Here is a 17,486-nt window from a genome sequence, read left to right on the forward strand (position 1 = left end):
AATGAATTTAGCATATCACACGGGTTCTCCCGTCACCCCACCGGAATCCCCCGGATGCTTGTGATGTACCAAACTTTTCCCACTCGCCACCACATCCTCCGTTGCCGTCAGCTTGCCCGTTACCGCCGCGCCGGAGCCGCCCTGGATAGCCATGCCGCCGTTGCCGTTGATCTGCCCCTGGGCGGTTAACACCGCGCTTGCGGTCAGGGTTGGCGTGTTGAAGGCGGCCGAGGCGCTGGCGTTGACTTCCCATTGCTTGCAGTTGACCCGGAAGACGTCGCAGTCGGTCTCTATCACGCGGCCGCGCTTCAGCACGATCTTGGCCCCTTCGTCGGTATAGAGCGCCACCTCGCCGGGCTTGAGCGCCTGCAGGCGGTAGTTGCCATGCTCGGTGGCGATGATGATGCCGTGGCTGGTGCGGCCGCCCATCGGCAGCACCACTGCCATGGTGCCGGGCGGCGGGTTGGAGGTGTAGCCGTAATGCTGGAACAGCTCGTTGTCCTGCAGCTGCTCTCCTGCCAGCGCATCGGCCTGAACCAGCTGCACGGAGCCGGCGCTATTCACCCGCGTCAGTACGCTGCGGAACGCCTGGCGCACGCCGGATAGTGCGCGGCTGATGCGTTTGTCGATGTCGTTGATCATTGGCTGACGTCCACCGCTTCCAGGCCCGCCGAGGCGTTCTTGCCGCGCCGATGCTTGCGCTTGTGCGGGTGGGCATCCAGCACCCACACCTTGTCTTCCTTCAGCGTCAGCCGGGTGATGGTGCCGGTGGCGCGGCCGCCCTGGATGGTGCGCGCCATCAGAAAGAACGTCCCGTCGATGCCCAGCGGCTCGCAGAGAACGTGGATGCGCTGCCCTGGTTGCCATAGCTGGCCGCCGCTGCTGCGGTGCCCGACGACCTCGGCCACCAGCGTCAGCCCCTTCAGCCGCCCGTCTGACAGTATCTTCCTGGCCCTGGCCCGCGCCGACTCGGCGCTCTCCGCGTCATGGTCGACCTTCACCTTGGGCCGGTAGATGGACATGGCGCTGTCCCGCACTGTGCTCTTGATCGCATGCTTGCCGTTCTCCACCGAGGTGCCGTGCGACTGGCCGAGGACCGTGATGTCGGAATAGCGCTCGGCCATGCTGCGGCTGCGCCGCAGGCTCAGTACGTTGTTGCCCTTGCCGTTGCGCCGTATAACCAGGGACGCGACCGGCGGCGCGCTGTAGTCGGGGCCGCCAATTACCAAGGTGCCGTCCGGTTCGAACCAGGGCCATAGTCCATTGGCTTCGGCGGCATGCACCAGGGTGTCCCAGGCAGTGTCGCCCGGCTCGACGTTGACCTTCTCCGCCGTGCCGGCGCGGTCGGCGTCGATGCGGATCTTGCGCACGCCCAGCGGGCGCACCACGCTGGCCACCACCTCGGCCAGCGTGGCCATCTTGGCAGTGAATATGGGGGCCGAGCAGTCCACCAGCACCGCCGCGCCATCGCGGCCGCGCAGGGTCAGCGTGTGCACTTCCTTGTGAATGTGGTCGTCGATATCGTCGATACGGCCGCTCAGCACCGTGTCGTTGCCGATGCGCACCATGACTTCAGCGCCAGGCGCGACCATGGCCGGGATCTTGCCGTCGGCCAGGCCGAGGGAGACGCTCCAGGCGTCGGCCGGGATCAGCAGGTCGGAATCAATCTCGTAGCTGCTCCAGTTGCGGTGCACGTGGCCGCCGATCATCAAGTTGACGGCGTTATCGGGCGTAGGCATGCAGGATGTCTCCTGTGGCGATGGCGTTGGGGTTGCGCAGCTGCGGGTTGAGGCGGGCCAGTTCCTGGGCGCGGGTGTAATCGCCGTACCAACGGAACGCGACCAGGTGCAGATTGCCAGGGGCCTCGACTACCCGCGTCTGCAATGGCGGCCGCGCCGCGATCACCACCTCGGCCGCTTCCTGCACGCTGCTGGCGACATCCTTCAGCGCCTCGACAACCGGCCGGGCCTGTTCCATCGGCAGCGTGGCGCGGATCGCGTCTATGGCGTCCTGGACGCTGGCGCGGGTATCGTTGGCGATTTGCTCCACCTCGGCAGGCGACAGCACCGGCTGGTCGGCTTCGGCCGCCAGAATCTCGCCGGCCGTATCCGCGCGGGTGGTGGCCGCGCCGACCTGCAGCACGGCTTCAACCAGGTCGACGTCGGCGGGGTAAGCCGGCAGCGGCCGGGCGCTGATGACCGGCGGGAGCGTCCCGGAGCTGCCAGGCGTGCCGCCGGTGCCCGAGCTGCCGGTATCGCCGCCGGAACCTGGATTCCCGGTGCCAGGCGTCCCGCCCGTGCCCGGCTCGCTGCCGGAGCCGGGGGAACCGGCTCCTGTGCCATTCCCTGGCGTGCCGCCTGGGCCGGGGGCGCCATTGCCTGGCGTACTTGGCCCCGCGTTCCCGGCGCTGGCGATCTCGCCATTGCTGACTTGCCTGGGCAGCTTGACGATGTCGTCCAGCTGCAGGCCCAGGCTGCGCCAATCGCTCATCAAGACGGCGGGGTCAAAGCTGCGCAAATCCGCCAGGCCGCCCAATGCGCCGAACATATCGGCGGCGAAGGCGCGGGGGAAGTCCAGGACATCCAGCATGCCGCCCACCATGCCGCGTATCTGGCCTTTGATCGCCCCCAGGGTGCCCGTCAGCATATTGCGCAGCCCGTTCAACCTGGCCAGGTTGCCTTTCACGCCATTAATCGCGCCCAGCGCCTGGGCCAACGCCGACATGCCCTGGTTTTGCGCGGCGGCGGTGAATTGCGATATCGCCTGGGCCTTTTGCGCCGGCAGCTGCTGCACAAAGAACGGATTGCCGGGCGTGGCCTCGACGAATACGAGCCCCACCTGGCAGTAGTCGCGGCTGTCCGCCTCGTGGACGATGTCGTAGTCCAGCAGCTGGGCGTGCTTGATGCTGCCGAATACCGGGTGTATCAGTTCGCCCGGCCCCGGCTTGTCCAGCTCCTGGAGAAACGCCTGCAGGCGGTTCTCGTAATCGTTGCCGACGAACACGGCCGAGATCTGCACGCGGCGCGCGCGGCGGCCCAAGTCCTCGACGTCCGCGCCGTCCAGGTACGGGTATTCGTGACTGGCGGTAGCGCGCTGCGCGCTGTCCTGGGTTTTAACGCAATCGAATTTCACACCGCGCCAGCTGGCGTCCAGCAGGGTTTTGTCCCAGGCCATCAGTTCCTCCTCGCTGTTTGGGAGTTCACCGCGTTCACGGCGGCGACGATATTGCCGTTCTGCACATCCACCTTGACGTTGATCGGAATCGGCCGCTGGCTGGCCTGGACGATGTGCTGCGCGGCGATGTCCAGCTTGGCCGAGGCGTTGACGGCCGCCTGCACCATATCAAGCTGGGGCACCGCCGCTGTGGTCTGTGGGATCGGCGCGGCGGGGTTGGGGGCGTTGCGCTGGGCGACAGGTGGCGCAGTTTTGTCTTGGAGATAGCGCTGGACCCATTGCTCATTTTCGGCCGCGTAGCCATCGCCAAATTGATACCAGGGTTGATAGCGCTTGCGTGCCGACTTGATCACATCTGCCGAATACTGAGCGCGCAGTTTTTTCATGCGCGCCTCGCCATTCTTCAACTCTTCCAGCTCTTCGTCTGTGTTGAAGTTCGCCAGGGAAACGGCGGTTAGGCCGAGCCCGAGTCCGGCGGTGGGCAAGCTGCGCGCCGCAGGCCCGCCAGATGGTAGCGGCGGGCCAGACGGGCCGCCTTGGCCCCCACGTCCCATCAACAGCATGGGCAGAGCGGCGGCACCAGCCGCCGCCGCAAGCGCGCTGACGGCAGTAGTTGCGCCGACCAGGGACGCTGTCAATCCTGGGTATTGAGCGCCGTATTCGACAAGTTTGCTTATCACGTCTCCGACTGCGTTGTTGAACTTCCCAATCGATTCATATTGGCCTTGCTCCTTCAGGTTTTCACCTTGCTGAAATTTGAAGCCGGCTTGCTCTTTTATGAACCGTTGGTTGATGTCGACATCCTGCTCTCCGCCCTCCAGGATGCGCGCTTTCATCTTCTTGTAGGCTTCAGGATCAAATAGCATCGGGAGTAGCGCTAGCATTGCCTGCCGGTCCTGAATAGTTTTGCCCACCCCTCGCGCTTGCAAAATATCGGCCATGCTTCCATATAGCGCCGACTTGTCTTTGTCATTTCCGGCTTTTTTGGCCAACCCTTGTAGCTTGGTGAATTCTTTATCGCCCTCTGCTACACGACGTACCAAGCGGGTAAATGCCTCTACAGAGTCAATGCCTTCTTTACGTGCTTGCGCCAAAGTGCCGTAAAGATCGATTCCTTTTTCTCCCTTCTTTTTCTCGCCGAAGGTCTTGGAATTGATCTTTTTGAAATCACTGGCCGTGTCAGCGGAGGTTATTTTCTGCAAGAAATTGACGACGTTGTTGCCGGCTTCATCCGTCCCGCCAGCCGCCGTGACTGCAAGCTGGCTAGCAGCTAGGATGGACGCTAGGCCATCGGTTCCCCTCAAACCTGACAGACCGCCCATTGCCAACATCTTTGGCAACCAGGTCGCCATGTCCTTTAATTCAAAGCCCCCCAGCTGGCCCGCCTTCAGCGCCATGCCTAGCGCCTTTGGAATCTGGTCGACCGGGATCTTGGCGTTTTGGACCGCAGCCATTACCACGCCCGTCATTTCCTCGGCGCTAGACCCTGCAGCCGTGGCGGCCTTGCTGATCATCGGCAAGAGCGTTCCAGCTTCCTTCGGCGAGAAAATCCCACGCGCGATTAGCTTGTCGAGAGCGGCCAGGTTATCGTCATTGGTCCCGCCTTCTTTCCCTGCCGCAACGATGTACCCTTGCAGTTCTTTTTTGCCTTCCCTACGGGCATTTAACTGCTCTTCCTTGGACAGTTTTCGGCCGTTCACCTCCGTGTCGTTAAACGCTGTATTGGCCATGTTGGCCAGCCGCATATCGTAGTCGGCTACCCGCCGCATCGGGCTTGCCAGCACCGCCTTGCCGGCCATCACGCCGCCCACGCCTGCTATCAGCCCCTTGGCACCGGTCGTGATGCCGCGCTGAAGCTGGCTGACGCCTGACAGTTCCTGGCGCAGGCCGGCAATCTTGGCGCGCATGGCGTCATAGGCGCGGGCCTGTTCGCGGGCGGACAGGGTGCCCGTCGCCGCCAGACGCTGGTACGCGGCCTCGGTTTGCCGGATCTCGCGCTGAATGGTGTTCTCGGCGCGCACGCCCAGCAGCTCGCGCGCGGCGGCCGCGCGTTGGCTCTCGCGTGACAGCCCGATCACGGCGCGCTCGGCGACGCTGGTCTGCTGCGCCAGCTGCTGCATCGCGGCGGACCCGGCCTGGGACACGCGGGCGGTGTGCGACAGGCCCGTCGACGCCTTGCCGAGCTGTTGGCCCGCCGCCGTGGCCTCTTTGGTCTTGGCGGTCAGATCCTGCAGCGCCTGGCTTGCGCCCCGCGACGACATGTCGCGGAAGCGCATGACCAGAGCGAGTTCCAGGTTTCTCATTGGGGTTTTCCGCGTTGGGAGATGATGCGGCGGGTCTCGACGCCATCGGCCGGCCGATTGTTACGGCCGGATCGCGCGCCCTGCAGCTGCACGATGGCGTCGAGGTAACCCTCCAGCTCGCTGGCGGTCAGCTGGACGACTCGGGACTCGGGGATGCCGTATCGGCCGAGGGCGACGATGGCACGTCGGATGCCGGCGACGTGCTGCTCGGCCGCATCCGCTTTTTTTTGAGCTCGCTCCGCGCCTGGGCTAGGACGTCGTAGTCGTCGTCGACCATCCCCTCCAACAGCTCCAGGGTGATGGCCTCGGGCGGGATGGTGCCCAGGCGGACCAGCGTGCGCGCGAACATGTCCAGGTTCAGCTGCAGATTGCTTTCGACGCCGACGGCCTGGATGGCTTCGATGTTGTCGCGCACGGTGGGCAGGCGCAGCTCGAATTCGTAGTGCAGCAGGCCGGAGCCGGCCGGGTATTCCACCCCGAATAGCAGCGAGTCGGTCTTGGTCATCATTCAGTCACCTTTCTCAGAGATTGCAGTTTCAGGTCGCGCCGCGCTTCGTTATCAACGCTGAACTTGTCGCCGACCTCCAGCGAGAAGCAGTCGAGGTAGCTTTCTCGCTTGCCGCCGGGCTTGACCGGGTGAATGGTCAGCTTGGCCCCTTCGATGGCCTCCCAGTCCAGATCGCCAGTGAGCGGGATGACGACCGTTGCCGACAGCTCATACTCGGAAATGCCGCGAGCGAATCCCTTCAAGCGGCCGGTGCTGTTCATCGTCTTGACCGGCTTGCGCCCGGTCTTGGTGCTGACGCTGAGATCGACGACCTCGACTTCCTTGCCGTCCACTTCCAGGACGATGGCTCCGGCGTATTCTTGCAATGCCATGGCAGGCTCCTTTCCTTACAGCAACAGGTCGATGCGGCCGGCGAAGACATGCAGGCCGTTAACCACGTCCACCGGAATCTTGGCGTCCAGGCGGTTGACGTCCTGCAGGTCGCGCTCGACGATCAGCGCGTCCTTGTTGTCCTCCACCGCTTCCACGATTTCCAGCTCTTCCAGCTTGAACAGCACGTCCAGCAGCTCGGAGCGCACCTTGGGCGGGGTGCGCTCGGACAGCTTTTCGCGCGGGAAGCGCAGCGCGATGCGCTCGCGGCAAGCTTTGCGTACGTAGTCCAGGGTGCGGATGGTGGTGATGTCCAGCAGCGACACGTCGTTCACGCCCTGGGGATCGCGGGTGTAGGTGCTGATGGCGCGCACGATCTGCACGCGGTCGCCGGGGCCGATCTCCAACGGCGTGAGGCCGTTGTAGAGCGCGTTCTCTTGCTCGGTACGCGTCGGCCGCTGGTCTATGGCGGTCACGTCCAGGCCGGCCAGCTCCAGGGTGTTCAGCGGGCGGGCCGGGTCTTCCTCGCTGGCCAGCACGGCGGCGTAGGCGGCGGCGATCTCGCACGGCAGGCGCAGCGAACCGCGATGCCAGGCGCCGGTGATGCGGCCGCTGTTGATCTGGCCGGCCAGGGTCGTGCCGGTGGCCAGCGACGCCGGCCAGCCAAACACGCCGATGGCTCCGCGCTGCTCCATCGGCCCGGACACGAATTCCAGGTGGCTGCGCAACATGGCCAGCTGCGCCTGGCTGGCGAGGGGCGCGACCAGGATGTGATGGCCGGCCCCAGCCACCGCCGCCAGCGCGGCGGCGTAATCGGGCTCCAGCGTGCCGCCGCCCATGCCGGCGGTCGTCGCCGTCAGGCCCGGCGCGCTGCTGCTCGCCTGCAGGCGGATGTCGTTGCCGATGGCCCCCTTGTGATAGCAGGTATGGGTGACCACGCCAGCCGCGGCCGCGCTGATGACCGGGATGCTGGGCTGGGCATTGACGGCCGCCGCCAGCGCCGTCGCCACAGCAGCGGCCGTGTCGCCGCTGTTGACCACCACGTCGACGCGGGACGCGCCCAGCCATAGCGTCACCACGCCGCTGCCGGTGGCGGTGCCGGCCAGGGTGGTGGTGCCGGTAGCCGCTGCTCCGGCCGGGTCGTTGACCGCGATGGCAGTCAGCTGCAGATAGGGATTAGCCTTGATGGCGGCGCGCGCCATCAGGTGCAGCTGCGATCCCTGGCCGAACAGCTGGGCGGCCTGCTCGTCGCTGAACAGATCGGCCGGGGCGCGCTCCGCCTGGCTGCCGCTGGCCAGTTTCTGGCCCAGGATCAGCACGCGCTGCAGATTGCCGGGCAGCGTGCGCACCGCCAGCTTGGTGTTGAACTCGAAATACTTGCCCGGCTTGCGGATCGAGGCCGGAATCTGGTCGAAGCTGATGTTGGCGCTGGCCATTATTCGGCTCCTTTCTTGGCGTTGGTTTTGACACTCGGGGCCTCGTCGACCTCAACCAGGTCGCCGTCGCCGAGGATGCGCAGGTAATAGGCGCTGCGCGGCACGTCGACCGCCTCGGCGTCGCTGATGTAGGCGCGCGGGTTGTCCTCTTTGGGCACCTGCAGGCCAGGTGCGGCGGCTTTCACGATCATTTGCTGCTCCTCAGGATGTCCTGGGCGTCGGGTTTGCCGTCGTCCGGGGCCAGGTGGTAGTTGAGGCCGGTGCGTAGCCAGTCCGGGTCCGGATCGCCGAGCTTGCCCTGGTTGCGGGCGAATACGCTGTCCGGATCGGCCGCCGCCTCCGGCGTACCGGGTTTCGCCGGAGCCGGCCAGGCATTCAGCGGCAGCGCCTCCTCGACCCACTCGGTGGCGAACTCGCAGGCGAACACCGAAAACGCCGTTTTCTCCAGCCGGGTGTTGAACAGCGTGCGCACCCGGCCGGGCTGCAGCGGCAAAATCGGCAGGTCCAGATCCTGGGCGCTCAGCAAGCGGCGCACGGCGTAGACCAGGGCGTAGGTGCCGATCTCTCCCGCGCCGGGACCGCCGCGCCGGCCAGCGGCCTCGTTGCGCAGGTTCTGGTCGCCGACCATCACCACGAACTGCCCGCTAGCTTTGTAGCGCTTGCGGCTGGTGCCGGTCGGTTCGGTGCGAGGCGTGCCGCCGTAGGTGACCCAGGCGGCGGGAAAACGGCGGATGGCCTCGCCCAGCCCGTCGTCCAGTTCGCCGCCGTAGCTGCCCACCTCCCGCACCATGCGGCCCAGACCGAGCCGCAGGCGGGCGATGATGGCGTCCTCGATCTGAGTCAGCAGCATCAGAGCGCCCCTCCGGAGCGGGCGAAGGCGCGCTCGCCGGACACGAACTGCACCGTCTGGCTGGGAGCCGCGACGCCGCCATCCGGCATGCCGCCCAGCGTGACCTTGCCGGCCGCGACCAGCTCCAGGAAGCGCACGGCGTCGCGGTAGCGGTCGCGGATGTCTTCCGTCAGCTGGGTGCCGCTGCCGCACAGGCGGTAGCGAGCGATGTCGCAGGCGTAGCCGGTCAGGATCTTCGGCGGCTGGGCCAGCGGCAGCGGGTAGCGGCCGCCGATATAGCCGTCGATCTCGACGCCTGCGCTGGCCAGCGCGTCAGCCAGCAGCATGTCGTCGATCTGGCCGGTGTACTCGCGGTCGGTCAGCGCGATGACTTCCTTTGCGCCAATTCGCTGCAGCATGTCGTCGCGGGTGGCGTACACGGTCAGCCCTCCCTGATGTAGGTCGGCTGCACGGCCAGCATCGGCTCCTGGCACAGCAGTTGGAACTCGGCCTCGGACAGCTCAGCCAGGCGAACCGTGGTCGCCTCGCGGGTGAACACCCGGCCGGCGCGACGGAAGCTCTCGCATTTGGCCACCACCTCAAGGGCGTTCGGCTCGAACAGCCCCGCCAACGGGCTGGCGGTCTTGGGCTGCTCGGCGGCCTGCTGCAGATCGGCGGGGGCCTGCTGCTCGGCCTGGCTCCGTGCGTTACCGGCCTGGCCGGTGGTCTTGCTGTTTTTGTCGTTCGCCATGGCTTAGCCCTCGCTGCCATCGGAACCATAGGCCAGCTGCCAGAAACCGTAGCCTCCGGCGGCGCGGGCCTCCGCGCCGAACAGGAATTTCTTGCGCATGAACACACCGTCTGCTTGCGGGTCTGTCTGCTGTACGAACACCGGCTTTTTGCGTTCCTGGTAGATGAAGGGCTTGACCGGTTTGGTGGTATCCAGCAGATACCAGGAGTCGTCCGAGGTCAGACGCGCATCGACCACCAGCTCAGCGGTGCCCTTGTAGGGATTGATCTTGCCGTCTTCCAGGCGGTCGCTGGTCAGCAGAGCTCGGCCAGTATCTTCCAGGGCTGGAGGCACCAATAGCACGTTGGGGTTGATATTGAGCGGGCGGCCTTCGTCGTCCTTGAACTTCTTCATCGCGGTGCGCGCTGCGCCGTAGCCCGCCTTGGCGGCAGCCTGGGAGGCGACCGACAGTTTCTTAGTGCCCTTGTTGGAAACCGACTGCCCGGCGACGACATGGTCGACGTCGAAGAAATACTGGCCGTCGTAGCACAGGCTGGTGAAGCCCTTGTTGACCAAGTCGAACACGATTTCGTCTGCCAACTGTTTGGCCGACTGCCCCGCCATCTGCGCCTGCGGCGCGTAGATGCCCAGGTTGTCGTCGTCGATGTCGTTTCGGTCGACCTCGACGGTAGCTTCCCAATCATCATTGGTGATGCTGTAGCTCGAGGCGGCCAGCGCCTTGACCGCTTTCTCGCCGATCCACTTCTGCATGCGAGGGAAGTTGGAAAGCCACTTATAGTCGTTGGTGCGCGCGGTAGACGGCACCAACATAGCGATTTTCTGCCACTGGCTCGGCGCGGCGTCGAAGGCGTTATTGAAGGCGAGTTTCAGGTTGACGAAGATCGCTTTCAGGCTGGATGCGTTGACAATCATGAGTGCTGTCTCCTTAGTTGACCCATACGCCGTCGGCGTCGATGCCGACCACAATGCCGGCCGGCGAGCGGGTATTGCCGCCATTGCTCTTGGCCACGGTCTGGTTGTCGACGATGTAGCAGACGCGGCCCAAGCTGGCCTGGGTGACCGGGTCGCCCGAGTCATTGGCCCACTTGAAGGCCACGCCGCGCCGGATCGGTACGCCGGTGGCCCCGTCCGCGCCTGCCGTGTTGTCGACGGCGGCGTCGGCCATGCCCAGATAGGCCAGGGTGGCGGCCGTCGCGCCGGGTACGGCGAAGCCGGCGGCGCTGGCGCAGACGATGGTGCCGGCCGGAATCTTCACGCCGGCCGCAACCGGCGCGACGATCAGCTCGCCATGGCGGTAGGGGGTGTTGCGGTCTTGGATGGTGGCGGTCATGCCTGCTCCTTCATCACGGCGGCGACGGCGTCCGGGTCGTTGCCAAACATGCTGCAAACGGCCAGCGTGTCGGCGTCGAGGGTGGGCGTCACGCTGCCGGCCGGCGGTTGCCCCTGGGTTTGGGTAGTGGACAGCGCGGCGATTGCCGGCGCGGTGGCCAGGTAGCTTTGCAGCGTGGGCAGGTCTTTCTTGCCCAAGTCGCGCGCCCAGGACTCTTGCACCGCCAGCAGGCGGCCATCGGACAGCGCGGCGGTGATCAGCTCATCCACCGCGCGGCCGTGTTGCTGGGCGGTCAGCGCCGCAACCTGCTCCTGCAGGGCGCGCATGGTCTCCACCGACACGAAACGGGCCGGGTCGACCTGATTGGCCGACAGCGCGGCGATGCGTTGCTGCTGAGTTCCGAACAGGCTGACCAGATCGACGCTGGCGGCGGCCGTGCCCTGGCCGTTGGAGAGCTGGTCTATCAGCTTCTGCAGCTGGGTTTGGATATCGTCGGCGGTCGCGCCGACGGGCAGGTTGAGCAGCCAGCGCAGCTGCTCGATCAGTTCGTCCATTGCGGAATCCTCCTGAGTGGTGGACGGGGTAGAAATCAGACGCGACAAGACCGCCACCTGTAGTTCGGGCAGCTCATCCAATGCCGGGTTATTGGTCAGGGCGACATGTAATAGGCCGGTGACGCGGCCGTGCTTGTCGTAGGTGAAAACCGGGGAGAGGTAGCGATATTCCTTGGCCGCGATCATCGCGGCGGCCTTGTCGGTCCATTCCACGTCGGTGGCGTAGAGGCCGTCCTCGCGCCACTCCAGCACGCCAAACCATCCGCTGGCGGGGGCCGGCTGGCCGTTGTGTTCGCTGCGCAGGGTCTGGTGCTCGTAGTCGATTACATAACGCGTCTCCCGTTGGTTGGCTGCGGTAATCAAGATGGCGGCCAACACTCCGTCCAGCGTCCAGGCGGCGCACTCGGCCGGGCGGCCGTCGCGGGCTCGGAACGTGCCAGCCGGCAGTAGCTTGATGACGCGGGGAGCCTCGCCATCGGCGTTGCCGATTTGGGAGAGGTCAACCGTCAGAGCGGCGATGAAGGGTGTCAGATGTGCCATGCCCCGCATTGTGCGGGGCATGTGGGGAGGGAAAATCTGTGAGGGGCTTCAGTGACTTAAAGTATTTCCGACCTAACCATTATGAAGTTTTACCACTTCATTTCGTGCATGTATCGTGCAATGCCAACCGAAGCGTGACGTGCATTTTCTTCATCTAAGCTCTTTGTTAAAATTTTAGCTAAGATAAAGTTGTTGCGTTTCCCAGCAAATGCCTTTGCTTGATTCGCAATGTCGGGCATCTTGTTAAGAATGACTTCTGCTTCTGTCAAGCTTCTGGATAGCTTGTTAAGATCGGGTGTACGCATTTCATCTAGTAAGCTATTTTGTAGGCTGCTAATAGCGGGCTCAGCCTTTTCAAAAATCATACTGCGAACGTCTTCTGCGAAAAAATTTATATGCTCGAGAGTCCCAGCCTTGTACTGCTCTTGCGTATCAATCTCTTTGGATACAATGCCGCTGGTGCGCCGCATGACATCCCTGATTTCAATTTGCTCCTTGGTTAGCTCTCGATAGTCATATACCTCATATTCGCTACGCCTGGCTTTAGCCTTCAGCAGGTTAACCAGCTTGACTCCTATCGTTTGCTCCAGCTTCCTGACAAAATCTGTAATCTCCTTTGCTTGAGATTTGGCTTCTGCCAGCCTAATTTCCAACGGTGGAGTGGCATCTCTTCGTGCCTGTAGCGATGTAATAACCTGTCTACGTTCTATGTATCTGAGAGCCATCTTGCTTTGTGCCAGAAACTTCTCAGCGCCCAGGTCCTTTCCACATACGTTACCTACATTTGTTAGCCTGCCATCCTCCAGTCGGACAACAAAACCTAGCAGGTGAGGACGATGGCAGTTCTCTTTTCCACAGCGAATCGTGTCGGGGAATCTATAAAAGTAAACTATCTTGTCTAATTTTACAGCTTTGGGGTCGATATCTTTCGTATAGCCAGGGAGCTGCTCAAGCTCTTCAATACTCTCAATAACGCCAACTTCAAGCTCATTCGGTTGGATTTTGCTCATGCACCCTCCATTACCCAATTGGAGATGTTATTTTAACACCGTTAGAGCCACGTTAAAATCGCTTACCATGCAACGGGGTAAGCAAGTGATCATAGTAGGGTAAAAACGCCGCTACGGGCGTTTATGAGGCAAAATCGGTCAGCCCCCGGTGACACTGCGCAGGTAGCTTTCTGCCGTATAGACGATCTCGTCCAGGTCGTCGTCAGTCAGTAGCATAAACGGCCGTGCCGGGATGTCGCTGCCAGGGTGATTGACCTTCTTCACAACTCGCCCGCCGAACACCAGTGCCTTTTTGTTCTTGGGACGGATTTCATGGGGCCGCGTACGGCCGCCATTGTTTTGAATGGCGGCATATTTGACGTTGGTGCCAACCGTCGAACTGTTGTTGTCGCTCATGCCATTCATACTGCTGGCGAGCCGGCCGCTTTTCTGCAGAATCTTCCCATTGCGGCCCGGCGGTTTTAGCCCTTGCCATTTTGGCCGTCCCTCCTGGGCGAAATTCTCTTCCACCGCGTCCAGCATGATCGCGGCGATATTGCGCATCAGCGGCTGACGGTGGTTTGTCGCCTGGATGATGCGCCCCATAAGCTCGGCGACATTCGAGTTGTCTATCTTGATGTCTATCATCTGGCGCTTTGCTCCTGCAGATATTGCTTGGCCAACGCTGGCGGGTAACGGCTGAGGTCAGGCTGATACGCCGCCTGGCCGGGGTTGTAGCCGAAGCCGGCATCCGCCACGAACAGCTTGCCGGTGGCCGGGTCGCGGAATGCCGGGGCCGGCCGGGTATTGCCCTTGCGGTCTATCGGCTGCTCCACCGTCTCCATTCGGCCCTCGCTGCTGGATGCGTCCAGGTCCAAGCGCTCCATATCGCGGGCGCTCCTGGTGCGCACGCGGCAGCGGCAATTCCAGCCGTTGGGCGGGTAGAAGCGCCGCCAGAACGGATCGTCGTAACGGAAGATGCGGCCGTGCAGGCTGCGATGCAGCGGCCGGGTGCGGTTGTCCAGCACCGCCACGTATTCCCAATACGGCCGCGCCTCGGCATTGGCCAGTTGCTCTTGGAAACGCCCGGCCATGTACGAAGACTGCATGTTGGTGCGGAAGATGGTTTCCAGCCGGCGCGGGTTCAATCGCTTGCCCTGGATCTCGCCGGTCGCTTGGTCGATGATCTGGCCGCGCCCCCACCAGCCCTTCGCCTCAAGCACCGGCTGTAGACGCTTTTGGAAATCGGCCAGCGTTTCGCCATGCTGCAGCGCCTGCAGCAGCGCTTCACGCACGTCGGTCAGCACGTCCAGCTTCAGCACGCCCGCCACGGTGAACGAGCGGGCGTGGGCTTCGGCCCATACCTCCTGCCACTTGAAGCCGATGGCGTAGCCTTTGCTCTCGAAATAGGCGATGGCCTCCTCGGGCGGCAGGCCGATGGCGTAGCTCAGGTCTACCGCGCTGGCCTCACTCGTGGGCATGCAGGCGCCCCCAGACATCGGCGACGAACATCGCCCGCGCCAGCAGTTGGGACAGCGCGGCATCGTCCATCTGCGGGTACGCCGCTATCAGGGAGGCGATGGCATCGTCCGGGGTTGCCCCGTCGCGGATGGCCTGAATCACGGGAGCCAGCGCTGCGTCCAGACCGGCATTGATCGCGTCGGCCGGCAGCGCGACGGCGTCCAGCGCCGCCTGGTCCGGGTAGACCACCTCGCCTTGGTCATTGTTCAGCACGGCGCGATAGGACAGCGCGGCGCGCGGCTGCGGCCGCAACTCCGGCGGCAGCGCCATTTCCGGGCGCGGCGCGGCCAATACCTCGTCGCCATCCTGAGGCTTGGGGATGGCTAGCTTGTCGTACACCCAATCAGTCCGAACTTTCAGGCCGAGCCCGACCAGCTTCGGCAGGCTTTCGGCATACAGCTTGATGTCCTCTATCTCGCGGGTATCGAACACCAGGCGCGGCATCCGGCGCGGATCGACCTGGCCAAAGTTCAGCACGGCCAGCGGGTATAGCAGGTCGCGGACCAGCGTTCCCTCCAACTGGCGCGCGTCGCTGACGGTCAGATCGTGGCGCACCTCGTTATGGACGTTGCCGAGGGCGTTGGTCGATGTCTTGCCGTCGGCCTGGCTGGTGAGCGTGCCGCCCAGGATCGCCTTGGACTGCGAACGCTCGCACCAATCCATCATCGCCTGGAATGGCTCCTCGCTGCCCTGGGCGGCATTCTGGAATTCGATAGCCATGCCTTCCGGGATGATGCCGGCCGCGTTGTGGCCAATCTCGGCCACCGCGCGCAGCAGCGTCGCCCGCTCCTGGTCAGTCGCGCCGGGCGGATATTTGCCCACGCGCAGCGGTAGCCCATAAATCTCCAGGAACTCGGCCAGATCCCGCACGCTGTAGTTCTTGAACAGGTAGGGCCAAGCCAACACGCGGTGCAGGCCGGCGCGGGTCAGATAGCCGGACTTGGCTTTGTGCCGGTGGATCACCCAGCCGAACTTCCACGGCTCCGCGCCCTGGGCGCTGCCATCGCGCAGGCGCAGCGCGTTGCCATCCTCGGGCAGGGTCTGGAACCAGCGCTGCGGCCGATGGGTGAGGCTCTGCGGCAGCCAGTCCTTGCCCAGCCGCTGCCAGGCGATCTCCAGCGCGGCGAAGCCGTGGCCGATGCCGTCCAGGCAGTCGAGCAGCACGTCGTCCAGATCTGGCAAATCCATCAGCCACTCTTGCAGTTGCTCCGCCTGTTTCTTCTCGGCCGCGCTGGCGCTGCGCGGCGGGGTGATGCTCCAATCCAGCGTCAGCAGCGCGCGCTTGCGCTTGCTCATCTCGGCGAAGATGTGGCTGTCCTTCTCCTCTATGTCGTTGAACAGGTCCGCCTGTGCCGCCAGGTTGCCTTGTTCGGCGTCTTCTAAGACCCGGTGCAAGCGCTGCGGCGTCAGCCCGCGCGACGGGTGCTCTGCAAACTCGCGCGTCACCCAGCCGATGCGGGCGCTTTGCGCCTCGGACAAGACCTCGCGTTGGATGGGCTGGCCGTACTGGTCCAGGATTTGTGCCATGTTTGTCACTCCTACCATGCGCCGGCCGAGAAGCTGCCGGCGTAGTCATCGCTGCCGGATCTCGGCACCGGGGTGTAGTCGATCTGGCCGCCACCTGACAGCGCGGCCGCCCACAGCATCTGCAGAGCGTCGGGACCGTCGTCGTGGTCCGCCTTGGGAAAGTGGCGCAGTTGCTCAATCAGGGTGTGCTGGCCTGGAGATAGCCGAATCAGGCCATTGGCCATGTGCGGCTGCAGAGTCAGGATGCGCAAGTCTTTGTCGCCGTGCGGCGTCACGCCACGGGCCGGCACCGGGATGTGGCGCGCGGCCGAGCGCTTGACCAGCTCGGTGCGCATGAACTCCTGGAACTGAACCGCCTCCACCAGCCACAGCAAGCAGCGGTATTCAGCCTGGAAGGCGATTACGTCTTCGATGATGCGGTCGGGCAGGCGTTTGCGGATGCTGGCCTCCACCACGTCCAGGACGCCGGTGTGGCGGTTGAAGCCGCCGACCAGGATGGCGGACGGATCGCGCCGGTTTCCAGCCCTGCCGAGCGATGGATCGCACGCGCCGTAAAACACCCATTCGCGCAGCCGGTTCACCCAGAAGGTGATGCACTCGGCGAACGGCGCGTCATCGCCGGACAGCGGGTCGTTCTGCTGCTCGCTGTCGAACGCAGCCTTGCCGTCGCGCGCCCGCTTGGTCATCAGCTTGTAGAAGCTAGTGCCGCCAGGCCAGCAAATCTTCACGCCGGCATCCATGTCCGGCCGGTGCGCCTGGTAGAACGTCTGCGCGGCCGCGGGGCCTTCGCCCAGCAGGATCTCGGTCCAGCGGTCCCAAAGGTCCATGCGGTCGGGCCAGCGCTCCACGGCGCGGAACTTGGCGCTGGTCCACAGCGGGTTCTGTATCAGCCTGGCCAGCACCGAGTCGTAGTGCAGGATGGTGCCGATGATGAACACGTCAAGGCTATCGTCGGCCGGGCCGAGCGACAGCAAGCTCTTGGTGATCCAGCTCATCAGCTTGTCGCGCTGCTCAGGACTGCGGACGTTCTCGTCGTTTTCCAGGTCGTCGCCGATCACTAGGTCGGGCCGGTGCGGGCCATGGCGGCGGCCCCGAATCCGTTTGCCGGAGCCGAACACCTCGACCTTGACGTCGTTGGCGGTCAGGATAGTGCCGACCTGCCACACTCGGCCGCGCCCGGTTGCCTCTGGAAAGTCCAGCAGCAAGCGGGGGTTGAACTCCAGTTCCGCCTTGATCGCTTCCAGCATCGGCCAAGCCTGCTCGACGGCGTCCATCACGATCAGCGGGTAATGCTTGCGGCCGGTGACGATGCACCACAACGTGCCGATTTGGGTGATCAGCGTGGATTTGGCATGGCCGCGCGGCGCAGCTACCGCGTCATGGTCGCCTTCCTGGTTGTCGATCACTTGCTGGAAGCGGTCGAACAGATATTCATGGACCGTGGCCGGGCTGGATTTAACGTAGTGCGGGAAGTAGGTCTGGGCGAAATAGCGGAAGCTGCCCATGGCCTGCAACCGACGCTGCTCGCGCGCGGCGGGGTCGGGGTCAAAGCCGTCGCACTCGGCGTCGATCTGACGGCGATACTCGGCGGCCAGCAATGCGACATCCGCGAGGAAGTCTTTTTTGGTAAACTTGACCATGTCATAAACCTGGAG

General features: G+C 64.0%; 19 protein-coding genes. All 19 read right to left on the reverse strand.

Annotation, left to right across the window (positions count from 1 at the left end; all coding sequences use genetic code 11):
• Nucleotides 1-15: 15 nt before the first annotated feature.
• Nucleotides 16-642 (reverse strand): phage baseplate assembly protein V, encoded by a 627-nt coding sequence (locus tag VA599_RS11580; RefSeq protein ID WP_346788669.1) that lies wholly within the window; start codon nucleotides 640-642, stop codon nucleotides 16-18.
• Nucleotides 639-1,739, reverse strand: a complete 1,101-nt coding sequence (locus VA599_RS11585) for a phage baseplate assembly protein (RefSeq protein WP_346788670.1) — start codon at nucleotides 1,737-1,739, stop codon at nucleotides 639-641. Before VA599_RS11585 ends, VA599_RS11580 begins: the two co-directional genes overlap by 4 nt.
• The gene (locus VA599_RS11590) at nucleotides 1,723-3,174 is read right to left on the reverse strand and encodes a DNA circularization protein (RefSeq protein ID WP_346788671.1); all 1,452 of its coding nucleotides are present in this window, start codon (nucleotides 3,172-3,174) and stop codon (nucleotides 1,723-1,725) included. Before VA599_RS11590 ends, VA599_RS11585 begins: the two co-directional genes overlap by 17 nt.
• Nucleotides 3,174-5,477, reverse strand: coding sequence for a phage tail tape measure protein (locus VA599_RS11595; RefSeq protein WP_346788672.1), 2,304 nt, complete (start codon nucleotides 5,475-5,477; stop codon nucleotides 3,174-3,176). The genes VA599_RS11590 and VA599_RS11595 overlap by 1 nt, the downstream gene beginning before the upstream one ends.
• 127 nt (nucleotides 5,478-5,604) lie before the next feature.
• Nucleotides 5,605-5,985, reverse strand: a complete 381-nt coding sequence (locus tag VA599_RS11600) for a hypothetical protein (RefSeq protein WP_346788673.1) — start codon at nucleotides 5,983-5,985, stop codon at nucleotides 5,605-5,607.
• The gene (locus tag VA599_RS11605) at nucleotides 5,982-6,356 is read right to left on the reverse strand and encodes a phage tail protein (RefSeq protein ID WP_346788674.1); all 375 of its coding nucleotides are present in this window, start codon (nucleotides 6,354-6,356) and stop codon (nucleotides 5,982-5,984) included. Before VA599_RS11605 ends, VA599_RS11600 begins: the two co-directional genes overlap by 4 nt.
• A gap of 15 nt (nucleotides 6,357-6,371) precedes the next feature.
• Complete coding sequence (locus VA599_RS11610; protein WP_346788675.1) at nucleotides 6,372-7,790, reverse strand: phage tail sheath subtilisin-like domain-containing protein; 1,419 nt, start codon at nucleotides 7,788-7,790, stop codon at nucleotides 6,372-6,374.
• A complete protein-coding gene (locus VA599_RS11615) occupies nucleotides 7,790-7,981 on the reverse strand; it encodes a DUF2635 domain-containing protein (protein ID WP_346788676.1) in 192 nt (63 codons plus the stop codon). Before VA599_RS11615 ends, VA599_RS11610 begins: the two co-directional genes overlap by 1 nt.
• Nucleotides 7,978-8,640: a DUF1834 family protein gene (locus VA599_RS11620; protein ID WP_346788677.1), complete on the reverse strand. Its 663-nt coding sequence runs from the start codon at nucleotides 8,638-8,640 to the stop codon at nucleotides 7,978-7,980. Before VA599_RS11620 ends, VA599_RS11615 begins: the two co-directional genes overlap by 4 nt.
• Nucleotides 8,640-9,059: a gp436 family protein gene (locus tag VA599_RS11625; protein WP_346788678.1), complete on the reverse strand. Its 420-nt coding sequence runs from the start codon at nucleotides 9,057-9,059 to the stop codon at nucleotides 8,640-8,642. The genes VA599_RS11620 and VA599_RS11625 overlap by 1 nt, the downstream gene beginning before the upstream one ends.
• Nucleotides 9,060-9,061: 2 nt before the next feature.
• Nucleotides 9,062-9,370, reverse strand: a complete 309-nt coding sequence (locus tag VA599_RS11630; protein ID WP_346788679.1) for an HI1506-related protein — start codon at nucleotides 9,368-9,370, stop codon at nucleotides 9,062-9,064.
• A gap of 3 nt (nucleotides 9,371-9,373) precedes the next feature.
• On the reverse strand, nucleotides 9,374-10,282 hold the full coding sequence (locus VA599_RS11635; RefSeq protein ID WP_346788680.1) for a Mu-like prophage major head subunit gpT family protein: 909 nt from the start codon (nucleotides 10,280-10,282) through the stop codon (nucleotides 9,374-9,376).
• 13 nt (nucleotides 10,283-10,295) lie between these two features.
• Nucleotides 10,296-10,700 (reverse strand): hypothetical protein, encoded by a 405-nt coding sequence (locus tag VA599_RS11640; RefSeq protein WP_346788681.1) that lies wholly within the window; start codon nucleotides 10,698-10,700, stop codon nucleotides 10,296-10,298.
• Nucleotides 10,697-11,794, reverse strand: a complete 1,098-nt coding sequence (locus tag VA599_RS11645; protein WP_346788682.1) for a phage protease — start codon at nucleotides 11,792-11,794, stop codon at nucleotides 10,697-10,699. The genes VA599_RS11640 and VA599_RS11645 overlap by 4 nt, the downstream gene beginning before the upstream one ends.
• A gap of 89 nt (nucleotides 11,795-11,883) precedes the next feature.
• Complete coding sequence (locus tag VA599_RS11650; RefSeq protein WP_346788683.1) at nucleotides 11,884-12,804, reverse strand: hypothetical protein; 921 nt, start codon at nucleotides 12,802-12,804, stop codon at nucleotides 11,884-11,886.
• Nucleotides 12,805-12,942: 138 nt separating this feature from the next.
• Nucleotides 12,943-13,431 carry a phage virion morphogenesis protein gene (locus VA599_RS11655; protein WP_346788684.1) on the reverse strand — a complete coding sequence of 163 codons (489 nt, stop codon included), beginning with the start codon at nucleotides 13,429-13,431 and terminating at the stop codon, nucleotides 12,943-12,945.
• Nucleotides 13,428-14,264, reverse strand: coding sequence for a phage head morphogenesis protein (locus tag VA599_RS11660; protein WP_346788685.1), 837 nt, complete (start codon nucleotides 14,262-14,264; stop codon nucleotides 13,428-13,430). The genes VA599_RS11655 and VA599_RS11660 overlap by 4 nt, the downstream gene beginning before the upstream one ends.
• The gene (locus VA599_RS11665; RefSeq protein WP_346788686.1) at nucleotides 14,251-15,831 is read right to left on the reverse strand and encodes a DUF935 domain-containing protein; all 1,581 of its coding nucleotides are present in this window, start codon (nucleotides 15,829-15,831) and stop codon (nucleotides 14,251-14,253) included. The genes VA599_RS11660 and VA599_RS11665 overlap by 14 nt, the downstream gene beginning before the upstream one ends.
• An 11-nt stretch (nucleotides 15,832-15,842) precedes the next feature.
• A complete protein-coding gene (terL, locus tag VA599_RS11670) occupies nucleotides 15,843-17,471 on the reverse strand; it encodes a phage terminase large subunit (RefSeq protein ID WP_346788687.1) in 1,629 nt (542 codons plus the stop codon).
• Nucleotides 17,472-17,486: the final 15 nt, after the last annotated feature.

The organism is Chromobacterium indicum, assembly GCF_039708975.1.
Classification (GTDB): Bacteria; Pseudomonadota; Gammaproteobacteria; order Burkholderiales; family Chromobacteriaceae; genus Chromobacterium; species Chromobacterium piscinae.

What these genes read in the sequence shown, in the direction of transcription:
- VA599_RS11580 (WP_346788669.1), bottom strand. Translation starts at nt 642, where the DNA reads ATGATCAACGACATCGACAAACGCATCAGCCGCGCACTATCCGGCGTG.
- VA599_RS11585 (WP_346788670.1), bottom strand. Translation starts at nt 1,739, where the DNA reads ATGCCTACGCCCGATAACGCCGTCAACTTGATGATCGGCGGCCACGTG.
- VA599_RS11590 (WP_346788671.1), bottom strand. Translation starts at nt 3,174, where the DNA reads ATGGCCTGGGACAAAACCCTGCTGGACGCCAGCTGGCGCGGTGTGAAA.
- VA599_RS11595 (WP_346788672.1), bottom strand. Translation starts at nt 5,477, where the DNA reads ATGAGAAACCTGGAACTCGCTCTGGTCATGCGCTTCCGCGACATGTCG.
- VA599_RS11600 (WP_346788673.1), bottom strand. Translation starts at nt 5,985, where the DNA reads ATGATGACCAAGACCGACTCGCTGCTATTCGGGGTGGAATACCCGGCC.
- VA599_RS11605 (WP_346788674.1), bottom strand. Translation starts at nt 6,356, where the DNA reads ATGGCATTGCAAGAATACGCCGGAGCCATCGTCCTGGAAGTGGACGGC.
- VA599_RS11610 (WP_346788675.1), bottom strand. Translation starts at nt 7,790, where the DNA reads ATGGCCAGCGCCAACATCAGCTTCGACCAGATTCCGGCCTCGATCCGC.
- VA599_RS11615 (WP_346788676.1), bottom strand. Translation starts at nt 7,981, where the DNA reads ATGATCGTGAAAGCCGCCGCACCTGGCCTGCAGGTGCCCAAAGAGGAC.
- VA599_RS11620 (WP_346788677.1), bottom strand. Translation starts at nt 8,640, where the DNA reads ATGCTGCTGACTCAGATCGAGGACGCCATCATCGCCCGCCTGCGGCTC.
- VA599_RS11630 (WP_346788679.1), bottom strand. Translation starts at nt 9,370, where the DNA reads ATGGCGAACGACAAAAACAGCAAGACCACCGGCCAGGCCGGTAACGCA.
- VA599_RS11635 (WP_346788680.1), bottom strand. Translation starts at nt 10,282, where the DNA reads ATGATTGTCAACGCATCCAGCCTGAAAGCGATCTTCGTCAACCTGAAA.
- VA599_RS11640 (WP_346788681.1), bottom strand. Translation starts at nt 10,700, where the DNA reads ATGACCGCCACCATCCAAGACCGCAACACCCCCTACCGCCATGGCGAG.
- VA599_RS11645 (WP_346788682.1), bottom strand. Translation starts at nt 11,794, where the DNA reads ATGGCACATCTGACACCCTTCATCGCCGCTCTGACGGTTGACCTCTCC.
- VA599_RS11650 (WP_346788683.1), bottom strand. Translation starts at nt 12,804, where the DNA reads ATGAGCAAAATCCAACCGAATGAGCTTGAAGTTGGCGTTATTGAGAGT.
- VA599_RS11655 (WP_346788684.1), bottom strand. Translation starts at nt 13,431, where the DNA reads ATGATAGACATCAAGATAGACAACTCGAATGTCGCCGAGCTTATGGGG.
- VA599_RS11660 (WP_346788685.1), bottom strand. Translation starts at nt 14,264, where the DNA reads ATGCCCACGAGTGAGGCCAGCGCGGTAGACCTGAGCTACGCCATCGGC.
- VA599_RS11665 (WP_346788686.1), bottom strand. Translation starts at nt 15,831, where the DNA reads ATGGCACAAATCCTGGACCAGTACGGCCAGCCCATCCAACGCGAGGTC.
- terL (WP_346788687.1), bottom strand. Translation starts at nt 17,471, where the DNA reads ATGGTCAAGTTTACCAAAAAAGACTTCCTCGCGGATGTCGCATTGCTG.